This is a genomic window from Aurantimonas sp. A3-2-R12, from assembly GCF_036016755.1.
GTDB classification, from domain to species: domain Bacteria; phylum Pseudomonadota; class Alphaproteobacteria; order Rhizobiales; family Rhizobiaceae; genus Aurantimonas; species Aurantimonas coralicida_A.
This window is the reverse complement of record NZ_JAYXIH010000006.1, coordinates 1-24199: the sequence shown is the minus strand read 5'-3', so window position 1 is coordinate 24199 and position 24199 is coordinate 1. Positions and strand designations below refer to the sequence as shown.

Below are 24199 nucleotides of genomic sequence, written 5' to 3'. Positions count from 1 at the left end.
ATCGTCTCGCCTTGCGTGCCGCTTGGGTGATTCTTGCCGCACTGCGAAACCGCGCGGGTTGACGATTCGCGCGATGTTGTTATGAGCCCCTCCATCGATCGGCCTCGCCAAGGACACCGCCCAGATACGGCATGCCATAGCGCTTGCCCAATCGGTGGTCCGATTACCGGAAAGAACGCGATGAAACTGTTCAGCGGCAATTCCAATCGCGTTCTCGCAGAAGCCATCGGACGCTACCTGGAATTGCCTCTCGGCGACGCCATGGTCCGGCGTTTCGCCGATCAGGAAATCTTCGTCGAAATCCAGGAGAATGTGCGCGGCGAGGATGTCTTCATCGTCCAGTCGACGGCCTATCCGGCCAACGACCATCTCATGGAACTGCTGATCATGATCGATGCCCTGCGCCGGGCCTCGGCCCGCCGCATCACCGCCGTAGTCCCCTATTTCGGCTATGCCCGGCAGGACCGGAAGGCCGGCGGCCGCACGCCGATCTCCGCCAAGCTGGTCGCCAATCTGATCACTGAGGCGGGCGCCGATCGCGTCATGACGCTGGATCTCCATGCCGGGCAGATCCAGGGCTTCTTCGACATTCCGACCGACAATCTCTTCGCGGTGCCGTTGATCGCGCGCGATGTGAAGGCGCATCAGGATCTGTCGAACCTGATGGTCGTCTCGCCGGACGTCGGCGGCGTCGTGCGCGCGCGGGCGCTGGCCAAGCGCCTCGACGCGCCGCTTGCCATCGTTGACAAGCGCCGCGACCGGCCCGGCGACTCGGAGGTGATGAACATCATCGGCGACGTCACCGGCCGCAACTGCATCCTGATCGACGACATCATCGATTCCGGCGGCACGCTTTGCAACGCCGCCGACGCGCTGGTGAAGGCCGGCGCCAACAGCGCCTCGGCCTACATCACCCACGGCGTCCTGTCGGGCGGGGCCGCCGCCCGCATCACCGCCTCGAGCCTTAAGGAACTGGTGATCACCGATTCGATCCAGCCGACTAAGGCGATCCTTGCCGCCCACAACATCCGGGTCGTGACCACCGCGAACCTTCTCGGCGAGGCGATCGCCCGCACCGCATCCGAGGAATCGGTCTCCAGCCTGTTCGACTGACCGGCTGGCAGCGCCGGCGCGATGGTTCAGCGCCCGATCGCATCTGGCCGTGCAGCGATTTTCGGCGTAATATTACCAGCCTGCCCCCCGAAACCGGGAGACGGGCCATGCTCAACCGCCTCGACCAGATCAGCGTCCGGCAGGTGTTCTTCGCCAGCATCGGCCTCGTCGTGATCCTGTTGGCCATTGGCCTGGCAACCCGCGAGAACGTCGCAGACAAGCCGTATCTGACCATCGCCGGCTCTGGCTTCATCTTCAATTACCGTGTCGCGGACGCCTATTACGGCTTCACCGCCATCGTCGAGAAGCCGGTGCGAAACTATTCGCGCATCGAAGCGTCGTTCGAGGACCCCGCCGGTGGACCGCCGTTTCTCGTCAGCACCAAGCTGACACCCCGCAGCAAGCGGTACGGCCTGCGCTCTCCGCCTCTCAGCGGCATCGAAAAGGACAAGCCCTACCGCGTGACGGTACGTCTCGTTCAAAATGGCGACGACGCGGTGCTGTTCGAGGACGCGTTCACCGTTGCCTCGCAAATGTCCGACGTCGTCATGCCGCCCGCCCCGCTGACCATCGGGCCGGGCTATACGCGCAACCCTGACCTGCCGGACGGCTGGAAGGCGCCGAGCCCGGAATGACACGGCCGGTGTCGCGTGGTCGATCCAGGATTTGCCACACCGAGCAGCAGCTTTGATCAGGACTGCGCAGCGATTGCGGGGGCCGCTGTCCCGATGCCTGGAACGGCGAACGCCTCGATCCTCGCCTTGATGCCCGGCGCCGCCTGCCGTCCCAGGCAAACAAGATCGCCCTGATATAGATCATCGAACGCGCGCGACGCCACGACAGGCGTGGAGAGGCTCTTGGTGAGTGATTCCAGCCGGGTGACTTCATTGGCTGCCGGCCCGGTCACCGTCAGGTCAAGTCGCCGTTCGGTCCCGACATTCCCGTAGATTACCTTGCCGGCATGCAGGCCTATTCCGAAGGCAATAGGATCGATCCCCTGTTCTGCCCGCATCTTGTTCTTGCAATCGGCGCGGGAGAGCGCCTCGCGCGCCGTCATCATCGCCGCCATGCACATTTCCGCTGCCGGCCGGGTGGTGGTCTCGAACGGAAAAATCGCCAGTACGCCATCGCCGATGTATTTCAGCACTTCGCCACCATGATCGATGACGGCTCCGGCCGTACAGTCGAAATAATCGTTGATCGTCGCGAAATAGTCGTCGATACTGAGCTGTGCGGCGAGCGTAGTTGAGCCCCTGAGATCGCTGAACCAGAGGGCGCAGTCAATCACCCGGCCGTCGCCCTTCTCAACCAATCCGGCCAGAACGCTGCGCCCGGACAGTGTGCCGAGATAGGTCTCCAGCAGGACTTCGGCGAGGTTGCGGTCACTGGCCATTTTGACCGTGAGCGCGATCGCTACGGAAAGCCCGCGAAGATTGTCGACTTCCGACCGGGAAAAGCCGCCGATCCGCCGGGTGCAAAAGGACACCATGGATCCCTCCGTGCCGGCCGGCAGGTCGGCCCAGTCTAGTGGATCGGCTCGCCCGTAGCTCTCGTAACATGCAATGTAATCCGTCATGCCCGCCTCCCGAAGCATTACGAAGAGCGGAAACTGCTCACATGCCTTGGGGTCGTCGAGCCGCGTCCGCTGGAACCGGACCTGATGCTTGACCAACTGGTAGAATGGCGCCTTCTGGAATTGCGACGATTTCGCCGCCGCGCGCGGAATTGACTGGCTTCGGCAAGTATCGCTCGCCATATCCCATGTCATGTCAAGGGCGCCGAGAACGGGATGAAGCAGCAGGCCGTCGACATTGATGCGGCAGACCGGTACGCCGCCTGTGATCAGCCGCCGGCCGAGTTCGCGCACCGTTTCGCTGAGATCGCCATCGTGTAGCGCCCGGTCCAGCAGCCAATCGGCAATGCCGCGGAACAAAAGGGATTCTGGCATGGCACCGCAGCTCCCTCGGCCTACGTTGAAAAGCACCGCTCGGCCGGCCTGTGATGGCAACGATGATGCAGAACTTTTCGTAACGGAATAAGAGCGTAGCGAATTCATTGCATCCAGGCGAATCTGGATATCGGACCACAGGGTATCTCGCTAGATAGTCTGTTCTGAATTGGGTTATTCCCCGATAGGGCAAGGCGCAGAATAACCTCTTGGCCTTGCGCCTTGCTCCTCCCCGCGCCTTGCGCTATAGGCACCCCGTCCGCGCAGACACCCTTGGAGGCAGCGCGGAGTTGAGCGGTCTGGTCGGCTTTTGCCGACGGGTCCGCTTTTCGTCGTTTCGGACAAGACGTCCGCACGACCACCTCGCAAACAAAAGGATATAGCCATGAGCGAGACCTTTACGGTCAAAGCCGAGGCGCGCGACAAGGTCGGCAAGGGGGCCGCCAGACATCTTCGCCGCTCCGGAATGATTCCCGCCGTCATCTACGGCGACAAGCAAGATCCGCAGCCGATCGCCATCCCCTACAAGGAAACCTTCCTGGCGTTGCACGCCGGCGGTTTCATGACCCATGTCGCGACGATCGAGCTGAACGGCAAGAAGATCCAGGTGCTGCCGAAAGACTATCAGCTGGAGCCGATCCGCGATTTTCTGATGCATGTCGACTTCCTGCGCGTTTCCGCAAAGACCCGCGTGACCGTCGAAATTCCGGTTCACTTCGAGAACGAGGACGATGCGCCGGGCCTGAAGCGCGGCGGTGTTCTCAACGTCGTGCGCTATACGGTCGAGGTTGTCGCGCCGGCAAGCGCCATTCCCGAGGCGTTTACCCTGGATCTCACCGGCCTCGAGATCGGTGCGTCGATCCATGCGTCGGCGCTGACGTTGCCGAAGAACGTCGATCTGACCATTACGGACCGCGATTTCACCATCGCGACGATCGCGGCCCCGGCCGCGCTCCGGTCGGAAGAAGATGAGGCAGCGGCGGAAGCCGAGGCGGCTGACGCAGTCGAGGCGACCGAGGTTGCTGATGGCAACGCCGAGAACGAGTCCGGCGAGGACAAGTAAGCGGCCGGCTCCACCGAGCCACGTTCACGAGAAAAAGGAGCCGGGCGATGTTGCTGATCGCAGGATTGGGCAATCCCGGCTCCCGCTACGCCGGCAATCGCCACAATATCGGGTTCATGGCGGTCGACGAGATCGCCAGGGACCCGTCCTTCTCCCCTTGGTCGAAGAAATTTTCCGCCGAGATCGCCGAAGGCCAAATTGGGGCTGAGAAGGTGCTTCTCGTCAAGCCGCAGACCTTCATGAACGAGTCCGGCCGCTCGGTCGGCGAGGCGGCGCGCTTCTTCAAGATCGAGCCCGCGAACATCGTCGTCATCCATGACGAACTCGATCTGGCGCCGAGCAAGCTGCGGGTGAAAACCGGCGGCGGCAATGGCGGCCATAACGGGCTTCGATCGATCGACGCCCATCTCGGCACCAAGGATTACCGGCGCGTGCGCCTCGGTATCGGCCATCCCGGCAGCAAGGACGCCGTCACGCCGTACGTCCTCGGAGACTTCGCCAAGGTGGACCGGGAATGGCTCGATCCGCTGATCGAGTCGATCGCCCGTCACGTCGACAGTTTGGTCGCGGGCGATGATGCCCTGTTTATGAACAAGGTGAGCATTGCCACCGGGTCGAGTGAGCCGGCGGGCGCCAAGGGCGCGTCGGCGCAGCCAACCAAGAGCAACAGCAAGGGCCATAGCCATATCCGCCAGGCGCGCGGCAGCGGCCCGGCGGTGAAGCTGCCGGACAAGGGCCCGATGGCCGAGATGCTGAAACGAATTTTCGGGTCGAAGGACTGAGCAGGGCCGAAGCTCTGCCGGGATCGCCCCGCACGAAGACAAGGACCAGAACCCATGGGTTTCAGATGCGGTATCGTCGGCCTGCCGAATGTCGGCAAATCGACGCTGTTCAACGCCCTGACCAAGACCGCCGCCGCGGCGGCCGCCAATTATCCGTTCTGCACCATCGAGCCGAATACCGGCGACGTGCCGGTGCCGGACGCACGGCTGAAGGATATCGCCCGGATCGCCAAGTCGGCGGCGATCATCGCCACGCGGATCACCTTCGTCGACATTGCCGGCCTGGTGCGCGGCGCGTCGAAGGGCGAAGGACTCGGCAACCAGTTCCTCGCCAATATCCGCGAGGTCGACGCGATCGTGCATGTGCTGCGCTGCTTCGAGAATGACGACATCGTCCATGTCGAGGGCACGATCGACCCGGTGGCCGACGCCGAGACCGTCGAGACCGAGCTGATGCTGTCGGACCTTGAGAGTCTTGAGCGACGCACGGTCGCCACCCGCAAGAAAGCCGCCGGCAAGGACAAGGAGGCACAGCAGGCCCTCCCGGTCATGGAAGCAGCGCTGGAGAAGCTGCAGGCCGGCGAACCGGTGCGCGTGCTGCTCGCTGGGATGGACTCGGAGGAGCGACGCGAATTGCGCAACCTCAACCTTTTGACCTCCAAGCCTGTCCTCTATGTCTGCAACGTCGCCGAGGACGACGCGGCCACCGGCAACGCGCATTCCGAGGCGGTGGCCGCGATGGCCGAGCGCCAGGGAGCGCGAACCGTGGTGATTTCGGCAGAGATCGAGTCGGAGATCGCCCAGCTTCCACCCGAGGAAGTCGGCGACTATCTGGAGGCGATGGGGCTGACCGAGCCCGGCCTCGACCGGCTGATCCAGGCCGGCTACGAGCTCCTCGACCTGATCACCTATTTTACCGCCGGCCCCAAGGAAGCGCGCGCCTGGACGGTCAAGCGCGGTGCCAAGGCGCCACAAGCGGCCGGCGTCATCCATACCGACTTCGAAAAAGGCTTTATCCGCGCCCAGACAATCGGCTTTTCCGATTTTGTCGAGCTCGGCGGCGAGACCGCGGCCAAGGAAGCCGGCAAGGCCCGCGACGAGGGCAAGGAATATGTCGTCCAGGACGGCGACGTGCTGATGTTCAAATTCAACAATTGAAACCAACTGACTGGTTTTGATTCGCGATTGCCTCCGTTGTGGCCGCCAGAGGCTGATGTAGGAAAGGACGACAGTGCGCGCATTCGAGGATTTCACTGAAGGGCTGGAGATTCCGCTTGGCCCCTACGAGGTCACGAAGGAGGAGGTGATCGAATTCGCCCGCGAGTTCGATCCGCAGCCGTTCCACCTGGACGAAGAAGCGGCGAAGGCGAGCATGCTCAGCGGTCTGGCGGCGTCAGGCTGGCACACCTGCGCAATGATGATGCGGATGATGGCCGACGCCTATGTGCTCGATTCCACCTCGCAGGGGGGGCCGGGCGTCGATTTCGTCAAATGGCGGCGTCCCGTCCGCCCCGGCGACACCCTGTCCGGAACAGCCCGTGTACTCTCCACGCGCCTGTCGGCCAAACGTCCGACGATCGGCCTCGCCCGTATTTCCACCGAACTGCGCAATGGACGGGACGAAAGCGTTCTGGAAAGCGAACACACGCTGTTTCTCCTGACCCGCGAGGCCGCGGCGGCATGAGTTACTGGGAGACGATCACCGTCGGCGAAACGATCGAACTCGGCTCGCACAGCTTCGATGCGGACGCCATCAAGCAGTTCGCGGCGAAGTACGACCCGCAAAGCTTTCATCTCGATGAGGAGGCCGCAAAGGCTTCGATATTCGGCGGACTCTGTGCCTCCGGTTGGCACACTGCCGCGGTGTGCATGCGGCTCAATGTCGATACCCGCGCCGCCCACGCCCGCGAATGGATCGCCGCGGGCTATCCGGCACCGAAAATGGGCCCCTCCCCCGGCGTCACGAACCTTCGCTGGCTGAAACCGGTCTATGCCGGCGATACCGTGACCTTCCGTCAAACCGTAACGGCGAAGCGGAAAGCCGCCAGCCGCCCAGGCTGGGGCGTCCTGGAATTCACCACGCTTGGCGTGAACCAGCATGGCGAGCCGGTGTTTTCCTTCGACGGAGCGGCATTCAGCGGCACCGATTGATGTCTGCAAGTGAGCCCGGCAAGCCGCTCAAACGTTGCGGTTGCATCTCATTCGCTTCCTCGGCGACCGGGGCGGAACTTGTTGCGACCCCAGCATCCTGGCTGCCCGGCAACTGCCTTGGATTCGCTACGGCAGTTGCAAGATAAAACGAATATAATTCACGACTTCTTAGTGCGTCATCGGCTTTTATGCAACCCAGTACCTGGGGACCATGACGGTAATTCTCTATGCTTACGATCTTCACCGGCCGGAATGGTTCGAAATCGACAGACACAGATTCGGTCGTACTGCGCCGCTTTCGCGGCGTTCAGATCAATAACATTCTAAAATTCACACCGATCATGATGCTCGGCAACGTGGTCAGTGCGGCCATCACATTTCCCGTGGCGTTCAATGCCGGCCTGGCGTGGATATTTCTGGTTTGGTGCGTACCGCTTCTCTATTTTGTAGCGACGGCTATCCGGTCGTCAGATCGCATTCGTGAGCGGGGCGGTCTGGAAACCGCTTCGCAGCGCGCGTTGAATCGCGCCAGGGTATCGGCGTTGCTGCTGGGGTCTTGGTGGTCACTGACCGCCATCCTCATCTATCCCGCGGCGAGCAGCGATGGGAAGGCGATCGTCGCCACGATCATGGTGGGTTTGATCTCCGGTGGCGCCTTCTCGCTGTGCGCGCTCCGACCGGCGATGATGAATTACATGGTTCCGATTATCGCGGGTGGAGCCTTCGCCCTGTTTCTGTCTGGAAGGCCGCACGATTATCTGTTCGCGGTCTTGCTCTGTGCTTTCTCTTTTATCGTCGTTCAAAGCGGAATCGGTCGCGGGCGGTTGATCAAGGAGAATTTCGATGATCGGCAGAAGCTCGCCGAACAGTCGGCCATCATCGAACTCTTGCTGCGCGAGTTCGAGGAAGGGACCAGCGACTGGCTGTGGGAAATCGACTCGTTCGGCAATTTGGGCCGCGGAACCGAGCGCTTTTTGCAGTTCTGCGGTCGGAGCACCGACGACATTCGGCCCGACGGTGACATGCAATTGGAATCCGTTCTCGCATCCGCTGGCCGGGCCACTGATGGTCTCGCCGCGATTTTGGGCCATCTGACCGCCCGGACGCCATTTCGCGATCAGATCGTCGAAGTCGCCGAGCAGCCAAACTCGCGATGGATTTCGATTTCGGGCAAACCGATCTTCGACTTCAGCGGCGACTTTACCGGCTTTCGCGGCGTTGCTTCTGATATCACCGCCGTCCGCGAAGCCGAAACCCGCATCGTCTATCTCGCCCATCACGACAGCCTAACGGGATTGGCCAATCGCGCGCATTTCGCGGAAGAAATCGAAGCAATTTTTCAGGTGAGCGGCAGCGCCGACCCTGTCTGCAGCGTGTTCTACCTGGACCTCGATAATTTTAAATCCGTCAATGATACGCGGGGACACACGATGGGCGACCGGCTGTTGAAGGCAGTCGGCGTCAGGTTGAAAGCCGTGGTTGGCCCCAACGATACGGTTTCGCGTATCGGCGGCGACGAATACGCTATTATAGCCCGGAGCGCCCAGGATGAACACGCTGCGGCCCAGTTGGCGACGGCGATCCTGGAGAGCTTCGCCAAGCCGTTCGATCTCGGATGCGAAACGGCAAGCGTCGGATCGTCTGTCGGCATCGCCTTTCTGGGCAAGGATGGCACCACCACCGAACATCTCCTCAAGAGCGCCGATCTCGCCCTTTATCACGCCAAGGAGGAAGGCAAGCGGACCTACCGATTCTTTACCCTCGCGATGGCGCGCCAGCGCCTCGAACGTCACCGACTGGAACAGGACCTTCGCGACGCGATCGGTAATGGAGAACTGTACATTGAGTACCAACCGATCGTCGACAACGGCACGCGCAGGACAGCCGGCTTCGAGGCGCTGCTGCGATGGCAACACCCCGAACGCGGGCGCATAGCCCCCGACCAGTTCATCCCGCTGGCGGAGGAAATCGGCGCGATCACGGAGATCGGCGCCTGGGTCATCCACCAGGCATGCAGGACCGCGGCGTCCTGGCCCGACGATTTGTCAGTGGCGATCAATGTCTCGGCCCACCAGTTCAAGCATGGCGGCATCATCTCGGTGGTGCAGGAGGCTCTGGACCTAACCGGCCTGCGGCCTTCCCGTGTGGTATTGGAAATCACCGAAAGCGTTCTGATCGACGATCCGCAGCAGGTCGTCGAGATCCTGCATGAACTGCGAAACGTCGGCGTCAAGATCGCCCTCGACGATTTCGGCACGGGCTATTCCAGTCTGTCCTACCTTCGCCGGTTCCCGTTCGACAAGCTGAAGATCGACCGATCCTTCGTCAGCGCCATCAAGGACGACGAGGTAGCCCACGGTATTCTCGAGACGATCATGATCCTCGGCCGCGTCCTCAACCTGTCTGTGATCGCCGAGGGTGTCGAGGACGACGCTCAACTCGACATCCTCAGCCGACTGAACTGCCACCAGTTGCAGGGCTATTATTTCAGCCGGCCGATGGCGGAGGCCGATGTGGGCGGATATCTCCTCAACGAATTCCGGCGCTCGACCATCGTCCACCGCGCCGCCTTCCCTCTTTCGCTGGCCTCTCAGTCAGCGGCAGGCGACTGACGCCTGCGCCGTCTCCGCACACCAACGAAACCCCGACCACGCCTCAGTGGCCGGAAAATTCCACCAGGGTCCGCACGTCCACGCCCAGCGCCTCGAGCTTCTTGCGCCCGCCAAGATCCGGCAAATCGATGACGAAACACGCCGCGACGATCTCGGCGCCGAGTTCGCGCAAGAGCTTGACGGCGCCCTCGGCGGTGCCGCCAGTCGCGATCAGATCGTCAGTCAACAGTACGCGCTGGCCAGGGCTGACGGCGTCGCGATGCATCTCCATCTCATCGACCCCGTATTCCAGGCTGTAGGCGACCCGGATGGTCGTGTGCGGAAGCTTGCCCTTCTTGCGGATCGGCACGAAGCCGGCCGATAGCTGGTGGGCCAACGCCCCACCGAGGATGAAGCCGCGCGCCTCGATTCCTGCCACATGGTCGACGCCCTCGTTCTTGTAGGGGGCGACCAACGTGTCCACGGCGGCGCGAAATGTCGCCGGATCGGCCAGCAGCGTGGTGATGTCGCGAAACTGGATGCCGGGTTTGGGATAGTCCGCGATGGTACGGATGGCGGCGGCGAAGTCGTTCATGCGGTGACAGGCCTTTCGGAAGGGGCGAAAATCAAGCGGCTCCGATCGTCTGGATGACCTCGAAACCCTCGAATTCGGGATGCCCGGCATAGAGTGGTCGGGTGCCACCGGCGCTGCCATGGGCGGCGCGGAACGCCTCTGATTTAGTCCAGGCCTGGAAGGCGGCGAGGTTCTGCCAGATCGTATGGGAGGAATAGAGCGTGTAGCCATCACGCTCCGGTCCCCGCAGCATATGGAATTCGACGAAACCGGGGACGTCGCGCAGTTTCGAATCACGGTTCAGCCACAGCGTCTCGAACTCGGCTTCCGCACCTGGCAGCACCTTGAAGCGGTTCATCGCGATGTACATCGTGGCTCACTCCCATTGGTCGCCGCCTACCCTACGTCCGGCGACATGGTACGTTTCGAGCAAGAAAAAAGGGAGCCGGTGAGCCCCCTCTTTCAGTTATGCGTATAAGAAATACCGGCTCAGTGCGGCGTGCCCGCCCAGACCCGGCGCTTGATCAGGAACATCAGCGCAGCGAAGACGACGAGGAACAGCATCACCACGAGCCCGGTCGCCTTGCGCTCGGCGAGATGCGGCTCGGCCGCCCACATCAGGAAAGCCGAGACGTCCCGAGAATACTGGTCGATGGTCTGCGGCGCGCCGTCGGCATAATCCACCTGATCGTCGAAGATCGGCTGCGCCATAGCCAGAGCCGGTCCGGCCAGGTAATATGGGTTGTAATAGGTTCCCGGCTGCAACTCGATTTCAGCCGACGGCTCCTCGCCATAACCGGTGAGCAGGGCATGGATATAGTCCGGCCCGGACTCGGCATATTGGGTGAAGATGTCGAAGACGAAGGTCGGGAAGCCGCGTTCGGCGGCCCGCGCCTTGGCGATCAGCGAGAAGTCCGGTGGCGCGGCGCCATTGTTGGCGGCGGCGGCGGCCTCGGGATTGGGGAACGGCGCCGGGAAGCGATCGGCCGGAATGCCCGGACGCTCGAACATCTCACCATCGGCATTCGGTCCGTCGGTGACCTGATACTCGGCGGCGAAGGCCTTCACCTGCTCCTCGTTGTAGCCGAGTGCCTCGATATTGCGCATCGAGACGAGGTTCATCGAATGGCAGGCCGCGCAGACCTCCTTGTAGACCTTCAGGCCGCGCTGAAGCTGCCCGATGTCCCATTTGCCGAACGGGCCGGCGAAGCTCCATGACAGCTCCTCCGGCTTCTTGATCGGATAATGCGGCGTTTCCGACGCGGCATGCTCCTCCTCCGGCGCGTCCTTAGAGGCGGCAACCTCGGACCCGACCGACTGTTCGCCTTCGGCAACCGGGGCCGGCTCTGCCTCGGTGGGTTCCGCTGCAGGCTGATCGCCCTCTACGGCCGTGGCCGGCGCGGCCTCGACATTTTCAGCGGGTGTGGCCGCGTCCTGCGCCATCGCGACCGACATCGGCGCAAAGACGACGCCTGCGGCGAGAACGGCTGACAATAGTCTGTTCATTGGCATGTCTTTCTCCGAAGCCTCCGCTCAGCCTCTGGTTTCCGGCGCCGAGGCCGTCGGTGCGGGGGCAGCGCCGCCGCCGGTGCCTGTGCCGATACCGCGATCGGGTCCTAGCACCGCCTCCGAAATCGAGTTGGGCAGCTTCTTGGGCGTCTCGATGAGGCCGAGGACCGGCAACACCACCAGAAAGTGACCGAAATAGTAGATCGTGCCGAACAGGGCGAGGATCGGGTAGATGCCTTCCGCCGGCTTGGCGCCGAGCCAGCCCAGGAAGATGCAGTCGGCGACGAGGATCCAGAAGAAGATCTTGTAGAGCGGCCGGAACGCCGTCGACTTCACCCGCGAGGTGTCGAGCCAGGGCACGAAGAACAGCACCAGGATCGAGCCGAACATCACCAGGACGCCGCCGAGCTTGGAATCGATCGGGCCGATGTTGAAGGTGATGGCACGCAGCATGGCGTAGAATGGCAGGAAGTACCATTCCGGCACGATGTGCGCCGGCGTCTTCAACGGGTTCGCCTCGATGTAGTTGTCGGGGTGACCGAGGAAGTTCGGCATGTAGAAGACGAAATACGCGAAGATCGCCAGGAAGACGATCATGGCGAAGCCGTCCTTGATCGTCGCGTGCGGCGTGAACGGCACGGTATCCTTCGACGACTTGACCTCGACGCCGGTCGGGTTGGTCTGACCGGTTACGTGCAGCGCCCAGACGTGCAGGATCACCACGCCGGCAATCATGAACGGCAAGAGATAGTGCAACGAGAAGAAGCGGTTCAGCGTGGCGTTGTCGACGGCGAAACCACCGAGCAAAAGCTGCTGGATCGGCTCGCCGATCAGCGGAAATGCGGTGAAGAAGCTGGTGATGACGGTGGCGCCCCAGAACGACATCTGTCCCCAGGGCAGCACGTAGCCCATGAACGCCGTCGCCATCATCAACAGGAAGATGATCACGCCGAGAATCCACAGGACCTCGCGCGGCTGCTTGTAGGAGCCGTAATACAGCCCCCGGAAGATATGGATGTAGACGGCGATGAAGAAGAACGACGCGCCGGTGGCGTGCATGTAGCGCAGCAGCCAGCCCCAGTTGACGTCGCGCATGATCTTCTCGACCGATTCGAAAGCGATCGGCGAGGACGCGGCATAATGCATGGCAAGCACGACGCCGGTCAGGATCTGCAGCACCAGGAAGATCGAAAGAATGCCGCCGAAGGTGTAGGCGTAATTCAGATTGCGCGGCACCGGATAGGCGACGAAGGAATCATACATGAGACGCGGCAGCGGTAGCCGCGCGTCCAGCCAACGCATGAAGCCGCTCGTCGGCACATAGGAAGAATGACCACTCATAGTTCGAACTTTCTCCCTGTCAGCCGATGCGCACGGTCGTGTCGGACGTGAATTCGAAGGGCGGGATCGCCAGGTTTTCCGGCGCCGGTCCCTTCCGGATGCGCCCGGCGGTGTCATAATGCGAGCCGTGGCACGGGCAGAACCAGCCGTCATAGTCGCCGGACTGGCCAATTGGGATACACCCGAGATGGGTGCAGACGCCGACCATCACGAGCCAGGCTTCCTTGCCGTCGGCCGCACGATTGACATCGGTCGCTTCGGCGTCGCCGGCGATGTTGGCGTTGCGCGCCAAGGGGTCCTTCAGGTCGGCAAGCGGGACCGCCTTGCCCTCCTCGATCTCCACCGGGGTGCGCTGGCGGATAAAAATCGGCTTGCCACGCCATTTGGCGGTGATCGACTGGCCTTCGGCCACCTGACTGACGTCGACCTCGATCTCCGAGAGCGCCAGCGTCGCCGCGTCCGGGTTCATCTGGTCGATGAACGGCCACAGGAAGGCGGCGGCCCCGACCGCGCCGGCGGCGCCGGTGGCAATATAGAGAAAGTCCCGGCGATTCGGATCGGACTGTTCCCGGTTCGGGTCGGCGTGTTCGTTGACGCTCACGGCGGCTGCCACTCCTTGACTGGTCTCGCGCGGATCGCACCGCTTCTTGCGGATTTAACCCCGCGCGGCAAGGGGAGACGCGACGCATTTTCGCCGCACTCCCAGAAAGATCGCGATTTCGCGCGGGTTTTAGGCGGGAAGCCGGGCGCTTGTCCAGACGAAAGGGCGGCGTGAGGGCTACGTGTGGCCTGGGTGAGTCGGAAACGATTGTCCCGCACTGGCGAGCAACCCACCCAGTCGGGTGCCCCGCTGCCGTTCAGGGAGCGTAGTCCGAATAATGGCAAAGAGGCTGGCGTAAAGCCCGTCTCTCGCGACCAACTCCGCGTGGCTGCCCTCCTCGACGATCCAGCTCTCGTCGAGCGCGCGATCAACTGAGGGCGGCATCAGTTATCCGCCGGCTCGATATCGGTGAGCGCGAAATCGTTGCCCTTGAATAGCAAAGGCTCGTTGGTCGCCTTCGCCAGCGCGTAGGAAAAGCAGTCGCCGAAATTGAGCCCGGCCTTGTGACGGCCCTTGCCGAAATCCAGAAACGCCTGGCGGGCGAGCGCGCCTTGTTCGAGCGAAACCGGTTCAATGACCACGCCGGCGCGACGGATGAGGACATCGATCTGGCGGGCGGCATCCGGTCCGGCCTGGCTCTCGACCACCATCGAGAGCTCCAGAAGACTGGCCACGCTCACATGGCATCGGTCGGCCTCCTGGATCAGTTGGGCGAACCGTTCCCGTTCCGGTTCGCCGTAGAGAATAGCGATGATTGCCGACGTGTCGAGGATCACTTCGGCAGGCCCGACTCATCATACAGCACCTCACCGTGAGGGGCATAAGGCTTCTGGACCTTCGCGGAGACGCGCTCGGCGATCGCCAGGATCTCCGCGACGTCGGCCCGCCCACGGCGTTCGTCCAAGCGGGCGTGACGCTCGCGCAGTGCCTCGGTCACCACCTTTGTCATGCTCTGCCCCGTCGCTCGCGCGATGGCCTGAGCGAGGCGATGGGCTTCCGGATCTTTGATATTGAGGCTCACCGACATCTGCTTTCTATAAAATTCTCTATCTTTCTACCATCTAAGCGACACCGTCGCTTCGGGCAATGGCAGTCGCCATAAGAATACCTCCTACTCGGCCGCTTCCTCTTCCCGTTGCCCGTACAGGAAACCGCCCGACTGCCGGGCCCAGAGGCTGGCATAGAGCCCGTCCCGCGCGACCAGCTCCGCGTGGCGGCCCTCCTCGACGATCCGGCCTTCGTCGAGCACGATCAGCCGGTCCATCGCCGCGATGGTGGACAGGCGGTGGGCGATGGCGATGACGGTCTTGCCCTCCATCATCTTCGCCAAATTCTCCTGGATGGCCGCCTCGACCTCCGAATCCAGCGCCGAGGTGGCTTCGTCGAGCACCAGGATCGGCGCATCCTTCAACAGCACACGGGCAATCGCGATGCGCTGGCGCTGGCCGCCGGACAGCTTGATGCCGCGCTCGCCGACATGGGCGTCGTAGCCGGTGCGGCCCTTGGGATCGCGCAGGGTCGGGATGAAATCCTCGGCATTGGCCCGCTCGGCCGCCGACAGGATGTCGCCCTCGTCGGCGCCGGGCCGGCCATAGGCTATGTTGTCGCGGATCGAGCGGTGCAGCAACGACGTATCCTGGGTGACGACGCCAATGGCGCCGCGCAGCGAGGCCTGGGTGACGCCGGAAATATCCTGGCCGTCGATCAGGATGCGTCCACCCTCAAGGTCGTAGAGGCGCAAGAGCAGATTGATCAGCGTCGTCTTGCCGGCGCCGGAGCGGCCGACGAGCCCGATCTTCTCACCCGGCCGGATCGCCAGCGACAGACCCTCCACCACGCCGCCACCCTTGCCATAGTGGAAGCGGACATTCTCGTAACGGATTTCGCCGCGTGACGCCTCCAGCGGCTCGGCCCCCGGCTCGTCGATCAGCGTCGGCAATTGGCCGACGGTCGCGACGGCGTCCTGGATGGTACCATAATTGCGCACCAACCCGTTGATGTTGAACATCATCCAGCCGGACATCTGATTGAGCCTGAGCACCAGGCCGAGCGCGGTGGCGACGCCGCCGGTGGTGATGCCGCCGGCCCGCCAGCCGATGATCGCCACCGCGCCGACGCCGGTCATCATGACACCGTTGAGCACGGCGACCGCGATGCGCACTTCGGTCAGCGCCCGCGTCATCCGGCGGGTCGCGTCGACCAGATGGGAGAAACCCGCTTTGACGAAGGAATCCTCGCTGCGCGCCGAATCGAACAGCTTGACCGACAGGATGTTGGTGAAACTGTCGACGACCCGGCCCGATACGATCGAGCGCGCGTCGGCGGACGCCCGGCCGTATTTGCGGATCTTCGGCAGAAGATTGCGGACAATCCAGACATAGCCGAGCGCCCAGATGGCGAGCACCACCGCCATGCGCCAGTCGATGGCGCCGAGGATCGTCACCGTCAGCACGATGAAGGTGACGAATGACCAGAAGGTCTGCAGGATCGTGGTGACAAAGTCGCCGGTCGCCGCCCCGACCTGCTGCACCTTCTGGGCGAGCCGGCCGGCGAAATCGTTCTGAAAGAAGGTGTAGGGCTGCTCCATCAGCCGGCGATAACTCTGCCAGCGAATGCGATTGTAAAAGCTTGGCGAGATCACCTGTTCCTCGAGGATCGAGGACACCAGCAGGACGGCCGCCCGCCCCACCAGCGTCAGCAAGGCGAGCCCGACGATCAGCCAAAAATGCTCGGCGAACAGCGTGGCCGGCGACGACCGTTCCAGCGCGTCGATCAGCCAGCCGACACCGGTATACATGACCGCCTCGATGCCGCCAGTCAGTCCGCCGGTCGCCAGAAGACCCAGTAGCGGCCATTTCGCCTGCTTTGCGAAATGCCAGATGAAGCGGTTGGTCTCGTCTGGCAGCGGCGCCAGATGGCCGGTGCCATCGCCTTCATCGTCGAACGGGTCGAGCAGCGTCTCGAAGCGCTGGAGAAACCGCTCCATCATTCCGCCGCCCTCAGATCCGATACCTCGCCCGCCCCGTCCTCGGGCTTGTCACAATACAGGAAGCCGCCGGCCTGCCGCGCCCAAAGCTGGGCATACAGCCCGTCCCGGTCGACGAGCTCGGCATGCATGCCCTCTTCGACAATGCGGCCGCGATCGAGCACCACCAGCCGGTCGAGCGCGGCGATGGTCGACAGCCGGTGGGCGACGGCGATCACCGTCTTGCCCGCCATCAGCCGATAGAGATTGGCGGCGATCGCCGCCTCTACCTCGGAGTCGAGGGCCGAGGTGGCTTCGTCAAGCAACAGGATCGGCGCGTCTTTCAGCATGACGCGGGCAATCGCGATGCGCTGGCGCTGGCCGCCCGAGAGCTTGACGCCGCGCTCGCCGACCTCGGCGTCGAGGCCATGCCGTCCCTCGGCGTCGCGCAACTCCTCGATAAAACCGGCAACCTCCGCCCGTTCGACGGCCCGTGTCAGCTCGGCCTCGCTCGCGTCCGGGCGGCCATAGCGGATGTTGTCGCAGATCGAGCGGTGCAGCAGCGATGTATCCTGCGTCACCATGCCGATCTGTTCCCTCAGTGAGGCCTGCGTCACGTCCGAAATGTCCTGCCCGTCAATCAATATCCGTCCCGCCTCGACGTCGTGGAAGCGCAGGAGAAGGTTGAGGATCGTCGACTTGCCGGCACCCGAGCGCCCGACCAGGCCGATCTTCTCGCCCGGCCGGACACGAAGGTCGAAATTGTGCAACACCCCGCCGCCCTTGCCGTAGTTGAAGGACACCTGGTCGAAGACGATCTCGCCCTTCGGGACGGCAAGCGCGGGCGCTTGCGGCCGATCCAGGATCGATTGCGGCCGGGAGAATGTCGCCATGCCGTCGCGGATGGTGCCGATATTCTCGAACAGCGCGGCGACTTCCCACATGATCCATTGCGACATGCCGTTGATGCGCAGGACAAGGCCGATCGTGGCGGCAATCGCCCCGACCGTGACGAGTTCTGCGAGCCATAACCGGATCGCCAGCGCGCCGACGGCGGCCAACAGCAGCGAGTTCAGGAGATAGAGCGAGAGCTGGAACAGATTCACCAGCCGCATCTGGCCGTGCACCGTGGTCAAAAACCCATGCATCGAGGCGCGGGCGAAATCGGCCTCGCGCCGGGTGTGAGCGAACAGCTTGACCGTGGCGATGTTGCTGTAGGCATCGACGACGCGGCCGGTCATTTCGGCGCGGGCGCCTGCCTGCCGCTCGGCGATCACGCCCAGGCGCGGGACGAAATACCACAGCATCAGCGCGTAGAGGGCGAGCCAGCCGAGAAAGGGCAGTGCCAGCCGCCAGTCAGCCGCAGCCACGAGCACGACGACGCCGGTGAAATACACCGCGACATACAAAAGGACGTCGAGCGCCTTCATCACCGTCTCGCGCACCGCCAGCGCGGTCTGCATCAGCTTGGTCGATATCCGCCCGGCGAATTCGTCGCTGAAGAAGCTCATCGAATGGCCGAGCAGCCAGCGATGCACCATCCAGCGAAACCGCATCGGGAAATTGCCGGCCAGCGCCTGGAAGGTCACGAGGCCGGACAGGAAGACCAGCCCCGGCAGCACCACCAGCACGACGAAGCCCATCAGCGCTAGCGCCCAGCCGCGTTCGGCCAGAAATGTCTCGCGCGAAACGCCGGAGAACCAGTCGACGATCTGGCCGAGAAAGCCGAACAGCGACACCTCGACGATCGAGATCAGCGCGGTGAGCACCGCCATCGCCAAAAGCAAAGGCCAAGCGGGCTTGGCGTAGAACCAAACGAAGCGGGCCAACCCGCCGCCCGGCGGGGTCTCAAGCTCCTGGTCGGGAAACGGCTCGACCATCCGCTCGAACAACGAAAACATCAAAACTTCCCATCGAATCGGACGCCCGTTCAACGAATCAGGCAGGCCCGGGCTTTTTTGGACGACAACCGGCTGTGGCGAGGCGGCCCCTTCGATATAGGACAAACCGAGGCCGATTCACGGTCTCGGCGACGCCGGGAGCGGCACGCTGCCCCTCACGACGACATGCAAGGCCACCGATGACGCAGGATCGCGACAACCAGGAGCCGGACAGGACGGCCGCCCCGACGGGGGCCGGGCCGATCTCGCTGGCCCTCTATCAGCCTGACATCGCCGGCAACACCGGCACGATCCTACGGCTCGGCGCCTGTCTTTGCCTTACCGTCGACATCATCGAGCCGGCAGGCTTCGTCCTTTCCGATCGCGCCCTGAAGCGCGCCGGCATGGATTATCTCGCCATGTCCCGCCTCGTCCGCCATGTCGATTTTGCCGCCTTCGAGGCGGCGCGCCGGGCGGCCGGGCGGCGGCTCGTCCTGTTCACCACCAAGGCGTCGACCCGCTACACTGACTTCGCCTTTCGGGCCGGCGACATCCTGTTGTTCGGCCGCGAGAGCGCCGGCGTGCCGGACGGCGTCCACGCGCTCGCCGACGCGGCCGTCACGATCCCGATGGATGGCGGCGGCCGCTCGCTCAACCTTGCCGTCGCCGCGGGCATGGCGGCGGGAGAGGCGTTGCGGCAGGTCAAGTGGGGCGGTTCGGCGCGGTGATCGCGCCGGTTTCGGGAACGCCATCGCCGAGAACGCCGGCTTAGTGGGCGACCGATGTAGCGGACGGCCTATTGTGGGTCGAAGCCTTTGTGGTGCGGGCGAACGTCGTCAAACGCGCTGGACGGACTCCGATCCGCGACCGCTCATGGCTAGAGCAAGCGACTTATTGTCACAGCAAAAACGACCGATCAAATCGTAAACGTTTTCCACGTAACTTCCCCAACCAAAACGTAAAGTCGTGCGGGCAAGGTCATCTGTCAATGACACTTAATATAGTGCTTATGGTTGCAAGAACAACTATTATTGCGGCCATGACGCTGGCCGCCGCAGGTGTGGCACAAGCCGAGACTCTTCGGATCGGCGGGACGGGTGTGGCGCTCGGCGGAATGCGACTTCTCGGCGCGTCTTACATGAAGGAACACCCCGACAGCCAGATCGAGGTACTGCCCAGCCTGGGCAGCACTGGCGGCATCAAGGCGCTGCTTGCGGGCGCCGTGGATATCGCGGTCAGTTCCCGCGCCCTCACGGACGAGGAACGCGCGGCCGGTGCGACGAGCAACCTCTATGCCCGCACCCCCCTCGCCGTCGTGACATCACCCAATGCGCCCATCGAGGATATCACCACCGGTGAACTGGAGGCCATTTATACCGGCGAGACGACGCGCTGGCCGGACGGATCGATCATCCGCCTCGTCCTGCGCCCGGCTTCGGAGACCGACACCTTGCTGCTGCGCAAGCTTTCGCCCGGGATGGACCGCGCCGTCGATATCGCCTTTAGCCGTCCTGGATTGGTCTCGGCGACGAACGATCAGGACAATGCCGAGGCGCTGGAGCGGTTACCGGGCGCGATCGGCCTCGCCGCGATCGGCCAGATCGCGACAGAAGGCCGGCGACTCAAGGTCCTTTCGCTGGACGGAGTCATGCCGACGGCGGCCCTCTCCGCGCAAGCCGATTACGACTTCGTCAAAGACCTGCATCTCGTAACGAAGCCTGAGGCCACCCCGCCTACGGCGGCGTTCGTCGCCTTCGTGAACTCTGCAGAAGGTCAGAGCATCCTTGCCAGTACGGGCCATAGCCCAATGGCCGAATAACAAAAACCCGGTGGTGTAAACGTGGTCAAACGATCGAAAGAGATTGACGATTCTGCCTTGGCGTTCACCACGGCAGTGGCGGCGGCGGCAGCGATCATCGTCGCCCTGGTGCTGCCTGCCCTGCATTTTTATTATGTTTATCAGTACAATACCGGAAACATGGAATCCAAGACCGAAATCAACGCGAAACAGATTTCACAGCTGATCGGCCACAATCCTCGTATGTGGCAATTTGAAACGCTCCGCATCCAGGAACTGCTCGACGACGCAGCGCGCGAGACCTACACGGAAATTCAACGGGTCTTCGCTGAAAATGGCGACCTCATCGCCGAACACGCCACCGGCGTCACCCCGCTTCTCAGTCCCACCATCCGCGATAGCCACCCTCTCTACGATGCGGGGGTGATTGTGGGGCGTGTGGAGTTCGAGCGCTCGCTGCGGCCGCAGTTGATCCAGAGCTTCATGGTCTTCGTTCTGTCCGGCCTTCTCGGCGCGGGCATTTTCATCGCCTTGCGCACGGTACCGCTGCGTTTGCTGCGCAGGATGCTCGAACGCGCCTCGTTTCTGGCGAGCCACGACGCCCTCACCAACCTGCCCAATCGCGCCGTTTTTCAGGAGTGGATGACCCACACCATTGCCGATGTCGCGCGTGACGGAACGCCCGCCGCCGTGCTTTTTCTCGATCTCGATCACTTCAAGGAGGTCAACGATCTCTTGGGTCACGCAGCCGGGGACGAGTTGCTGAAGCAGGTCAGTGACCGAATGAGCGAGACCTTACGCCAGAACGACGTGCTGGCGCGGCTAGGCGGAGATGAATTCGCCATCATCCAGAAGCGGATCGCCCAGCCCGACGGAGCCGCTCAGCTGGCCCAGAGACTGATCGCCATATTCGCAGAGCCATTCGATCTTTCAGGGCAGGAAGCGATGATTGGCGTGAGCATCGGGATCACGATTTGCGAGCCCGGTGGACAAGCCGATCCATCCCACCTGCTTCAGCAGGCCGATATGGCGCTTTATCGCGCCAAGAGCGGCGGACGCGGAAACTACCAATTCTTTGAGGAGGAGATGAATCGCCGCTTGCTGGAGCGCAAGACGATGGAAATCGACCTGCGCCGGGCGTTGGCAAACGACCAGTTGCAGTTGCACTTCCAGCCTCAGATCGATCTGGCGACAAGCGCGCTCATCGGCGTCGAGGCCCTGATACGTTGGAATCATCCGGAGCAGGGGATGATTGCGCCAGATCGTTTCATTCCCCTTGCCGAAGAGACGGGGCTGATCTTGCCGATCGGCGACTGGGTCATTCATACGGCCTGCCGCCAGGCCCAGGCGTGGCCGTCTTTAAAAGTCGCGGTCAATGTCTCGCCGGTGCAGTTTCGCCGCGGCGATCTCGTGGCGGTGGTCCGGCATGCGCTCGAAGAGACCGGTATGAATGCTGGACGTCTGGAGTTGGAAATCACCGAGGGTGTCCTAATGCAAGACACCGACGCCACCATCGCCATCTTGACCGCGCTGAAAGAGTTGGGCGTAAAGATCGCCATGGACGATTTTGGAACAGGCTACTCCAGCTTGAGCTATCTCCGGCGATTTCCCTTCGACAAGATCAAGATCGACCGATCCTTTATCGCCGATATGGGCCGTGACGATCACGCCGACAGTATCATCAACGCTGTGATCAGTCTGGGCCGGGCCCTCGGCATGAAATCGAACGCCGAGGGCGTCGAAACGATCGAGCAGGCCAACCTGTTGAGAGCGCAGGGATGCGAGGAAGTTCAGGGATTTTACTTCGGGCGGCCGATGGCCGGCGAGCACATCGACGCCCTCGTTCAATCCTTTCAGAATGGCGATGCAACAGCTGTGGCCCCGTCCGCCGGCAGGAGAGCCGTGGCGGACAGTACAAGCGCTTCGTCAAAGGACGACGCGCGGGAGGACGACGCTGCGAAAGGCGTCTCCTTTTCCGCACCTACGGAGGTAGCGGGCGCTTAATCCGCCTTTTGTCGGCTCAGGCTTCAGTCGGCGCTTGGCAGCCGGCGCATGGTGAATTCGATCTCGCCCTCGGGCAGCTGCCGCCAGCTTTCCACCGAGGTCCAGTAGGCAGCCTTGGGATAGCGGTCGAACCACTCCCGCGCCTTGGTGCGCGCGGCCTCGCGCGGCAGCTTAAAGGTCTCGCGCACGAAGCTGTCGCCGCCCTGCCCGCGAATCCGTCCCGCCGCCCTATCGTCGCGGGTTTCGTGCAGGCGTTTGGCAAGGCCGTCGAGCGGCGGGCGGATAAGCCGGGACATGGACTATCTCTGTGATCGCAATCGGACACGGACGGAAAAGATAGCGGCCCGCCGTGGTTTTTGCGAATCGGCGCCCATGCCGCGACATGGCGAGCAGCCTGGGCCATAAATTCGGACGATCTTTTGCGCAGCTTTTCCGCTAGGTTTGGCAAACCCCTTTTGCCGCTTCATGAACTTGGCATTGCGCGGGCGGCTGCCGGATGCCATTGCCCTGCAACAGGTGGCACCGCCGGGGAAATGTCCAGCGCCGTGCCGTGAAAAGGATGGATCGTGGGCCCAGCCCCGACGCATGAGAGTGACACCCCATGGAACAGCCGAACCTGCCTGAAGGGCTGCCGGACGACATCGAAGCCAAAAAGGCAACCGCACAGGCTTGGTTCGAGGTATTGCGCGATCGAATCTGCGGCGTTTTCGAGGAGATCGAGGCTGAATTCGGCGAAGAAACCGGGCTCGCGGCCGGCCGCTTCGAACGCGCCGAATGGTCGCGGGAGGGCGATGGCGGCGGCGGCCTGATGTCGATGATGCACGGCCGGGTGTTCGAGAAGGTCGGCGTCCACACCTCAACGGTTTTTGGCGAATTCTCCCCGGAGTTCCGCAAGCAGATCCCCGGCGCCGAGGAGGATCCGACCTTCTGGGCGTCCGGCATCTCGCTGATTGCCCATATGCGCAATCCCAATGTGCCGGCGGTCCACATGAACACCCGCATGGTGGTGACGACCCGGCAGTGGTTCGGCGGCGGCGCGGACCTGACCCCGACGCTCGAACGGCGCCGCACCGACGACGATCGCGACACCCTCGCCTTCCACAAAGCACTGAAGTTCGTCTGCGAACGGCACGGGGATGTCGCCGACTACACCCGCTTCAAGGAATGGTGCGACGAATATTTCTACCTGCCGCACCGGGGCGAGGCGCGCGGCGTCGGCGGCATCTTCTATGATTGGCTGCACTCGTCCGAGGAGCAAGGCGGCTGGGACGCCGACTTCGCCTTCACTCGCGACGTCGGCAAGGCGTTTCTGGTGGTCTATCCGCACATCGTGCGCCACAACGTCGTCCAGCCATACACCGAGGCGGATCGGGAGGAGCAGCTGATCCGCCGCGGCCGCTATGTCGAATACAATCTGCTTTATGACCGCGGCACGCTGTTCGGCCTCAAGACCGGTGGCAACGTCGCCTCGATCCTGTCGTCGATGCCGCCGATTGTGAAGTGGCCCTGACTTGTAATTTTTTAACGAAATGTAAAGGTGTTTCATTGATTCGGCGTTTCGCGAATCGTATGTGTAGCTGATCAGGGAGGATCGTTCATGTACGAACTAGACTGTGCCGGCATCATTCCCGGCTGCCATCGTGTCATCCGCGCGGAAAGCCAGGCCGAAGTGGTCCGGCGGGCCGTCGTCCAGGCCAAGCAACTCGGCGTCGATCGGATTTCACTGACGATGCTGGATTCGTTCCGGATGAAGACCCAAGAGCTGTTGAACTAGAGCGTCAGGCGATTAATCAGCAACATAGCCAGCGGCCTTGAGGTAGTTCCAACATTCTTCGGGCTCGAACAGGTCGCAGATGTTGCCGACTGCACGCCAGAGATC

25 protein-coding genes are annotated in these 24199 nt (G+C 62.8%); 13 read left to right on the top strand and 12 right to left on the bottom strand.

From position 1 onward, the window contains the following. The first annotated feature begins 180 nt into the window (after nt 1–180). Together VSX60_RS04805 and VSX60_RS04800 are read left to right on the top strand one after the other, a co-directional pair. Nucleotides 181–1113, top strand: coding sequence for a ribose-phosphate pyrophosphokinase (locus tag VSX60_RS04805; RefSeq protein ID WP_327623013.1), 933 nt, complete (start codon nt 181–183; stop codon nt 1111–1113). Between the two features lie 107 nt (nt 1114–1220). Beyond that, nucleotides 1221–1748 (top strand): hypothetical protein, encoded by a 528-nt coding sequence (locus VSX60_RS04800; RefSeq protein ID WP_327623012.1) that lies wholly within the window; start codon nt 1221–1223, stop codon nt 1746–1748. A gap of 56 nt (nt 1749–1804) precedes the next feature. On the opposite strand, the gene VSX60_RS04795 is transcribed toward VSX60_RS04800, so the two are convergent. Further along, nucleotides 1805–3061, bottom strand: a complete 1257-nt coding sequence (locus VSX60_RS04795) for an adenylate/guanylate cyclase domain-containing protein (RefSeq protein ID WP_327623011.1) — start codon at nt 3059–3061, stop codon at nt 1805–1807. Between the two features lie 385 nt (nt 3062–3446). Here VSX60_RS04795 and VSX60_RS04790 point away from each other — a divergent pair, with 385 nt between their 5' ends. From VSX60_RS04790 to VSX60_RS04770, 5 genes are all read left to right on the top strand, one after another. Beyond that, nucleotides 3447–4124, top strand: coding sequence for a 50S ribosomal protein L25/general stress protein Ctc (locus tag VSX60_RS04790; protein WP_327623010.1), 678 nt, complete (start codon nt 3447–3449; stop codon nt 4122–4124). Between the two features lie 47 nt (nt 4125–4171). After that, entirely contained in the window at nt 4172–4906 is a 735-nt protein-coding gene (gene pth / locus VSX60_RS04785; protein WP_327623009.1) for an aminoacyl-tRNA hydrolase, read from the top strand. Between the two features lie 54 nt (nt 4907–4960). Next, entirely contained in the window at nt 4961–6064 is a 1104-nt protein-coding gene (gene ychF, locus VSX60_RS04780; protein ID WP_327623008.1) for a redox-regulated ATPase YchF, read from the top strand. Between the two features lie 73 nt (nt 6065–6137). Further along, nucleotides 6138–6590 carry a MaoC family dehydratase gene (locus tag VSX60_RS04775; protein ID WP_327623007.1) on the top strand — a complete coding sequence of 151 codons (453 nt, stop codon included), beginning with the start codon at nt 6138–6140 and terminating at the stop codon, nt 6588–6590. After that, nucleotides 6587–7057 carry a MaoC family dehydratase gene (locus VSX60_RS04770; RefSeq protein WP_327623006.1) on the top strand — a complete coding sequence of 157 codons (471 nt, stop codon included), beginning with the start codon at nt 6587–6589 and terminating at the stop codon, nt 7055–7057. The genes VSX60_RS04775 and VSX60_RS04770 overlap by 4 nt, the downstream gene beginning before the upstream one ends. A 563-nt stretch (nt 7058–7620) precedes the next feature. On the opposite strand, the gene VSX60_RS04765 is transcribed toward VSX60_RS04770, so the two are convergent. Continuing rightward, nucleotides 7621–8334: a hypothetical protein gene (locus VSX60_RS04765; protein WP_327623005.1), complete on the bottom strand. Its 714-nt coding sequence runs from the start codon at nt 8332–8334 to the stop codon at nt 7621–7623. An 18-nt stretch (nt 8335–8352) separates the two neighbouring features. On the opposite strand from VSX60_RS04765, the gene VSX60_RS04760 reads away from it, so the two are divergent. After that, nucleotides 8353–9669 carry a putative bifunctional diguanylate cyclase/phosphodiesterase gene (locus tag VSX60_RS04760; RefSeq protein WP_327623004.1) on the top strand — a complete coding sequence of 439 codons (1317 nt, stop codon included), beginning with the start codon at nt 8353–8355 and terminating at the stop codon, nt 9667–9669. A 43-nt stretch (nt 9670–9712) separates the two neighbouring features. Here VSX60_RS04760 and VSX60_RS04755 read toward each other — a convergent pair whose 3' ends face one another. The 9 genes from VSX60_RS04755 to VSX60_RS04715 form a co-directional block, all read right to left on the bottom strand. Further along, the gene (locus VSX60_RS04755) at nt 9713–10243 is read right to left on the bottom strand and encodes an adenine phosphoribosyltransferase (protein WP_327623003.1); all 531 of its coding nucleotides are present in this window, start codon (nt 10241–10243) and stop codon (nt 9713–9715) included. 31 nt (nt 10244–10274) lie between these two features. Next, nucleotides 10275–10592: an antibiotic biosynthesis monooxygenase family protein gene (locus VSX60_RS04750; RefSeq protein WP_327623002.1), complete on the bottom strand. Its 318-nt coding sequence runs from the start codon at nt 10590–10592 to the stop codon at nt 10275–10277. A 119-nt stretch (nt 10593–10711) separates the two neighbouring features. Beyond that, nucleotides 10712–11728, bottom strand: coding sequence for a cytochrome c1 (locus VSX60_RS04745; RefSeq protein ID WP_327623001.1), 1017 nt, complete (start codon nt 11726–11728; stop codon nt 10712–10714). A 27-nt stretch (nt 11729–11755) separates the two neighbouring features. Continuing rightward, nucleotides 11756–13072, bottom strand: a complete 1317-nt coding sequence (locus VSX60_RS04740; protein ID WP_327623000.1) for a cytochrome b — start codon at nt 13070–13072, stop codon at nt 11756–11758. A gap of 19 nt (nt 13073–13091) precedes the next feature. Further along, nucleotides 13092–13673 (bottom strand): ubiquinol-cytochrome c reductase iron-sulfur subunit, encoded by a 582-nt coding sequence (petA, locus tag VSX60_RS04735; RefSeq protein WP_327622999.1) that lies wholly within the window; start codon nt 13671–13673, stop codon nt 13092–13094. A 383-nt stretch (nt 13674–14056) separates the two neighbouring features. Then, nucleotides 14057–14449: a type II toxin-antitoxin system VapC family toxin gene (locus VSX60_RS04730; protein WP_327622998.1), complete on the bottom strand. Its 393-nt coding sequence runs from the start codon at nt 14447–14449 to the stop codon at nt 14057–14059. Beyond that, nucleotides 14446–14700 carry a type II toxin-antitoxin system VapB family antitoxin gene (locus VSX60_RS04725; protein ID WP_327622997.1) on the bottom strand — a complete coding sequence of 85 codons (255 nt, stop codon included), beginning with the start codon at nt 14698–14700 and terminating at the stop codon, nt 14446–14448. Before VSX60_RS04725 ends, VSX60_RS04730 begins: the two co-directional genes overlap by 4 nt. A gap of 84 nt (nt 14701–14784) precedes the next feature. Further along, nucleotides 14785–16662, bottom strand: coding sequence for an ABC transporter ATP-binding protein (locus VSX60_RS04720; RefSeq protein ID WP_327622996.1), 1878 nt, complete (start codon nt 16660–16662; stop codon nt 14785–14787). Further along, a complete protein-coding gene (locus VSX60_RS04715; RefSeq protein ID WP_327622995.1) occupies nt 16659–18539 on the bottom strand; it encodes an ABC transporter ATP-binding protein in 1881 nt (626 codons plus the stop codon). The genes VSX60_RS04720 and VSX60_RS04715 overlap by 4 nt, the downstream gene beginning before the upstream one ends. A 179-nt stretch (nt 18540–18718) precedes the next feature. Here VSX60_RS04715 and VSX60_RS04710 point away from each other — a divergent pair, with 179 nt between their 5' ends. From VSX60_RS04710 to VSX60_RS04700, 3 genes are all read left to right on the top strand, one after another. Next, nucleotides 18719–19246 (top strand): tRNA (cytidine(34)-2'-O)-methyltransferase, encoded by a 528-nt coding sequence (locus VSX60_RS04710; protein WP_327622994.1) that lies wholly within the window; start codon nt 18719–18721, stop codon nt 19244–19246. A gap of 311 nt (nt 19247–19557) precedes the next feature. Beyond that, on the top strand, nt 19558–20337 hold the full coding sequence (locus VSX60_RS04705) for a substrate-binding domain-containing protein (RefSeq protein WP_327622993.1): 780 nt from the start codon (nt 19558–19560) through the stop codon (nt 20335–20337). A gap of 57 nt (nt 20338–20394) precedes the next feature. Beyond that, nucleotides 20395–22320, top strand: coding sequence for a putative bifunctional diguanylate cyclase/phosphodiesterase (locus VSX60_RS04700; protein WP_327622992.1), 1926 nt, complete (start codon nt 20395–20397; stop codon nt 22318–22320). A 23-nt stretch (nt 22321–22343) separates the two neighbouring features. On the opposite strand, the gene VSX60_RS04695 is transcribed toward VSX60_RS04700, so the two are convergent. Beyond that, nucleotides 22344–22616: a hypothetical protein gene (locus VSX60_RS04695; protein ID WP_327622991.1), complete on the bottom strand. Its 273-nt coding sequence runs from the start codon at nt 22614–22616 to the stop codon at nt 22344–22346. 305 nt (nt 22617–22921) lie between these two features. On the opposite strand from VSX60_RS04695, the gene hemF reads away from it, so the two are divergent. Continuing rightward, the gene (gene hemF / locus VSX60_RS04690) at nt 22922–23830 is read left to right on the top strand and encodes an oxygen-dependent coproporphyrinogen oxidase (RefSeq protein ID WP_327622990.1); all 909 of its coding nucleotides are present in this window, start codon (nt 22922–22924) and stop codon (nt 23828–23830) included. An 87-nt stretch (nt 23831–23917) separates the two neighbouring features. Next, nucleotides 23918–24094 carry a DUF1059 domain-containing protein gene (locus VSX60_RS04685; protein ID WP_327622989.1) on the top strand — a complete coding sequence of 59 codons (177 nt, stop codon included), beginning with the start codon at nt 23918–23920 and terminating at the stop codon, nt 24092–24094. Nucleotides 24095–24199: the final 105 nt, after the last annotated feature.

What these genes read in the sequence shown, in the direction of transcription:
- VSX60_RS04770 (WP_327623006.1), top strand. Translation starts at nt 6,587, where the DNA reads ATGAGTTACTGGGAGACGATCACCGTCGGCGAAACGATCGAACTCGGC.
- VSX60_RS04795 (WP_327623011.1), bottom strand. Translation starts at nt 3,061, where the DNA reads ATGCCAGAATCCCTTTTGTTCCGCGGCATTGCCGATTGGCTGCTGGAC.
- VSX60_RS04725 (WP_327622997.1), bottom strand. Translation starts at nt 14,700, where the DNA reads ATGTCGGTGAGCCTCAATATCAAAGATCCGGAAGCCCATCGCCTCGCT.
- VSX60_RS04710 (WP_327622994.1), top strand. Translation starts at nt 18,719, where the DNA reads ATGACGCAGGATCGCGACAACCAGGAGCCGGACAGGACGGCCGCCCCG.
- VSX60_RS04715 (WP_327622995.1), bottom strand. Translation starts at nt 18,539, where the DNA reads ATGTTTTCGTTGTTCGAGCGGATGGTCGAGCCGTTTCCCGACCAGGAG.
- VSX60_RS04755 (WP_327623003.1), bottom strand. Translation starts at nt 10,243, where the DNA reads ATGAACGACTTCGCCGCCGCCATCCGTACCATCGCGGACTATCCCAAA.
- VSX60_RS04790 (WP_327623010.1), top strand. Translation starts at nt 3,447, where the DNA reads ATGAGCGAGACCTTTACGGTCAAAGCCGAGGCGCGCGACAAGGTCGGC.
- VSX60_RS04765 (WP_327623005.1), bottom strand. Translation starts at nt 8,334, where the DNA reads ATGGGCGAGATAGACGATGCGGGTTTCGGCTTCGCGGACGGCGGTGAT.
- VSX60_RS04800 (WP_327623012.1), top strand. Translation starts at nt 1,221, where the DNA reads ATGCTCAACCGCCTCGACCAGATCAGCGTCCGGCAGGTGTTCTTCGCC.
- VSX60_RS04685 (WP_327622989.1), top strand. Translation starts at nt 23,918, where the DNA reads ATGTACGAACTAGACTGTGCCGGCATCATTCCCGGCTGCCATCGTGTC.
- VSX60_RS04720 (WP_327622996.1), bottom strand. Translation starts at nt 16,662, where the DNA reads ATGATGGAGCGGTTTCTCCAGCGCTTCGAGACGCTGCTCGACCCGTTC.
- VSX60_RS04805 (WP_327623013.1), top strand. Translation starts at nt 181, where the DNA reads ATGAAACTGTTCAGCGGCAATTCCAATCGCGTTCTCGCAGAAGCCATC.
- VSX60_RS04705 (WP_327622993.1), top strand. Translation starts at nt 19,558, where the DNA reads ATGACGCTGGCCGCCGCAGGTGTGGCACAAGCCGAGACTCTTCGGATC.
- VSX60_RS04745 (WP_327623001.1), bottom strand. Translation starts at nt 11,728, where the DNA reads ATGAACAGACTATTGTCAGCCGTTCTCGCCGCAGGCGTCGTCTTTGCG.
- hemF (WP_327622990.1), top strand. Translation starts at nt 22,922, where the DNA reads ATGGAACAGCCGAACCTGCCTGAAGGGCTGCCGGACGACATCGAAGCC.
- VSX60_RS04695 (WP_327622991.1), bottom strand. Translation starts at nt 22,616, where the DNA reads ATGTCCCGGCTTATCCGCCCGCCGCTCGACGGCCTTGCCAAACGCCTG.
- ychF (WP_327623008.1), top strand. Translation starts at nt 4,961, where the DNA reads ATGGGTTTCAGATGCGGTATCGTCGGCCTGCCGAATGTCGGCAAATCG.
- VSX60_RS04750 (WP_327623002.1), bottom strand. Translation starts at nt 10,592, where the DNA reads ATGTACATCGCGATGAACCGCTTCAAGGTGCTGCCAGGTGCGGAAGCC.
- pth (WP_327623009.1), top strand. Translation starts at nt 4,172, where the DNA reads ATGTTGCTGATCGCAGGATTGGGCAATCCCGGCTCCCGCTACGCCGGC.
- VSX60_RS04740 (WP_327623000.1), bottom strand. Translation starts at nt 13,072, where the DNA reads ATGAGTGGTCATTCTTCCTATGTGCCGACGAGCGGCTTCATGCGTTGG.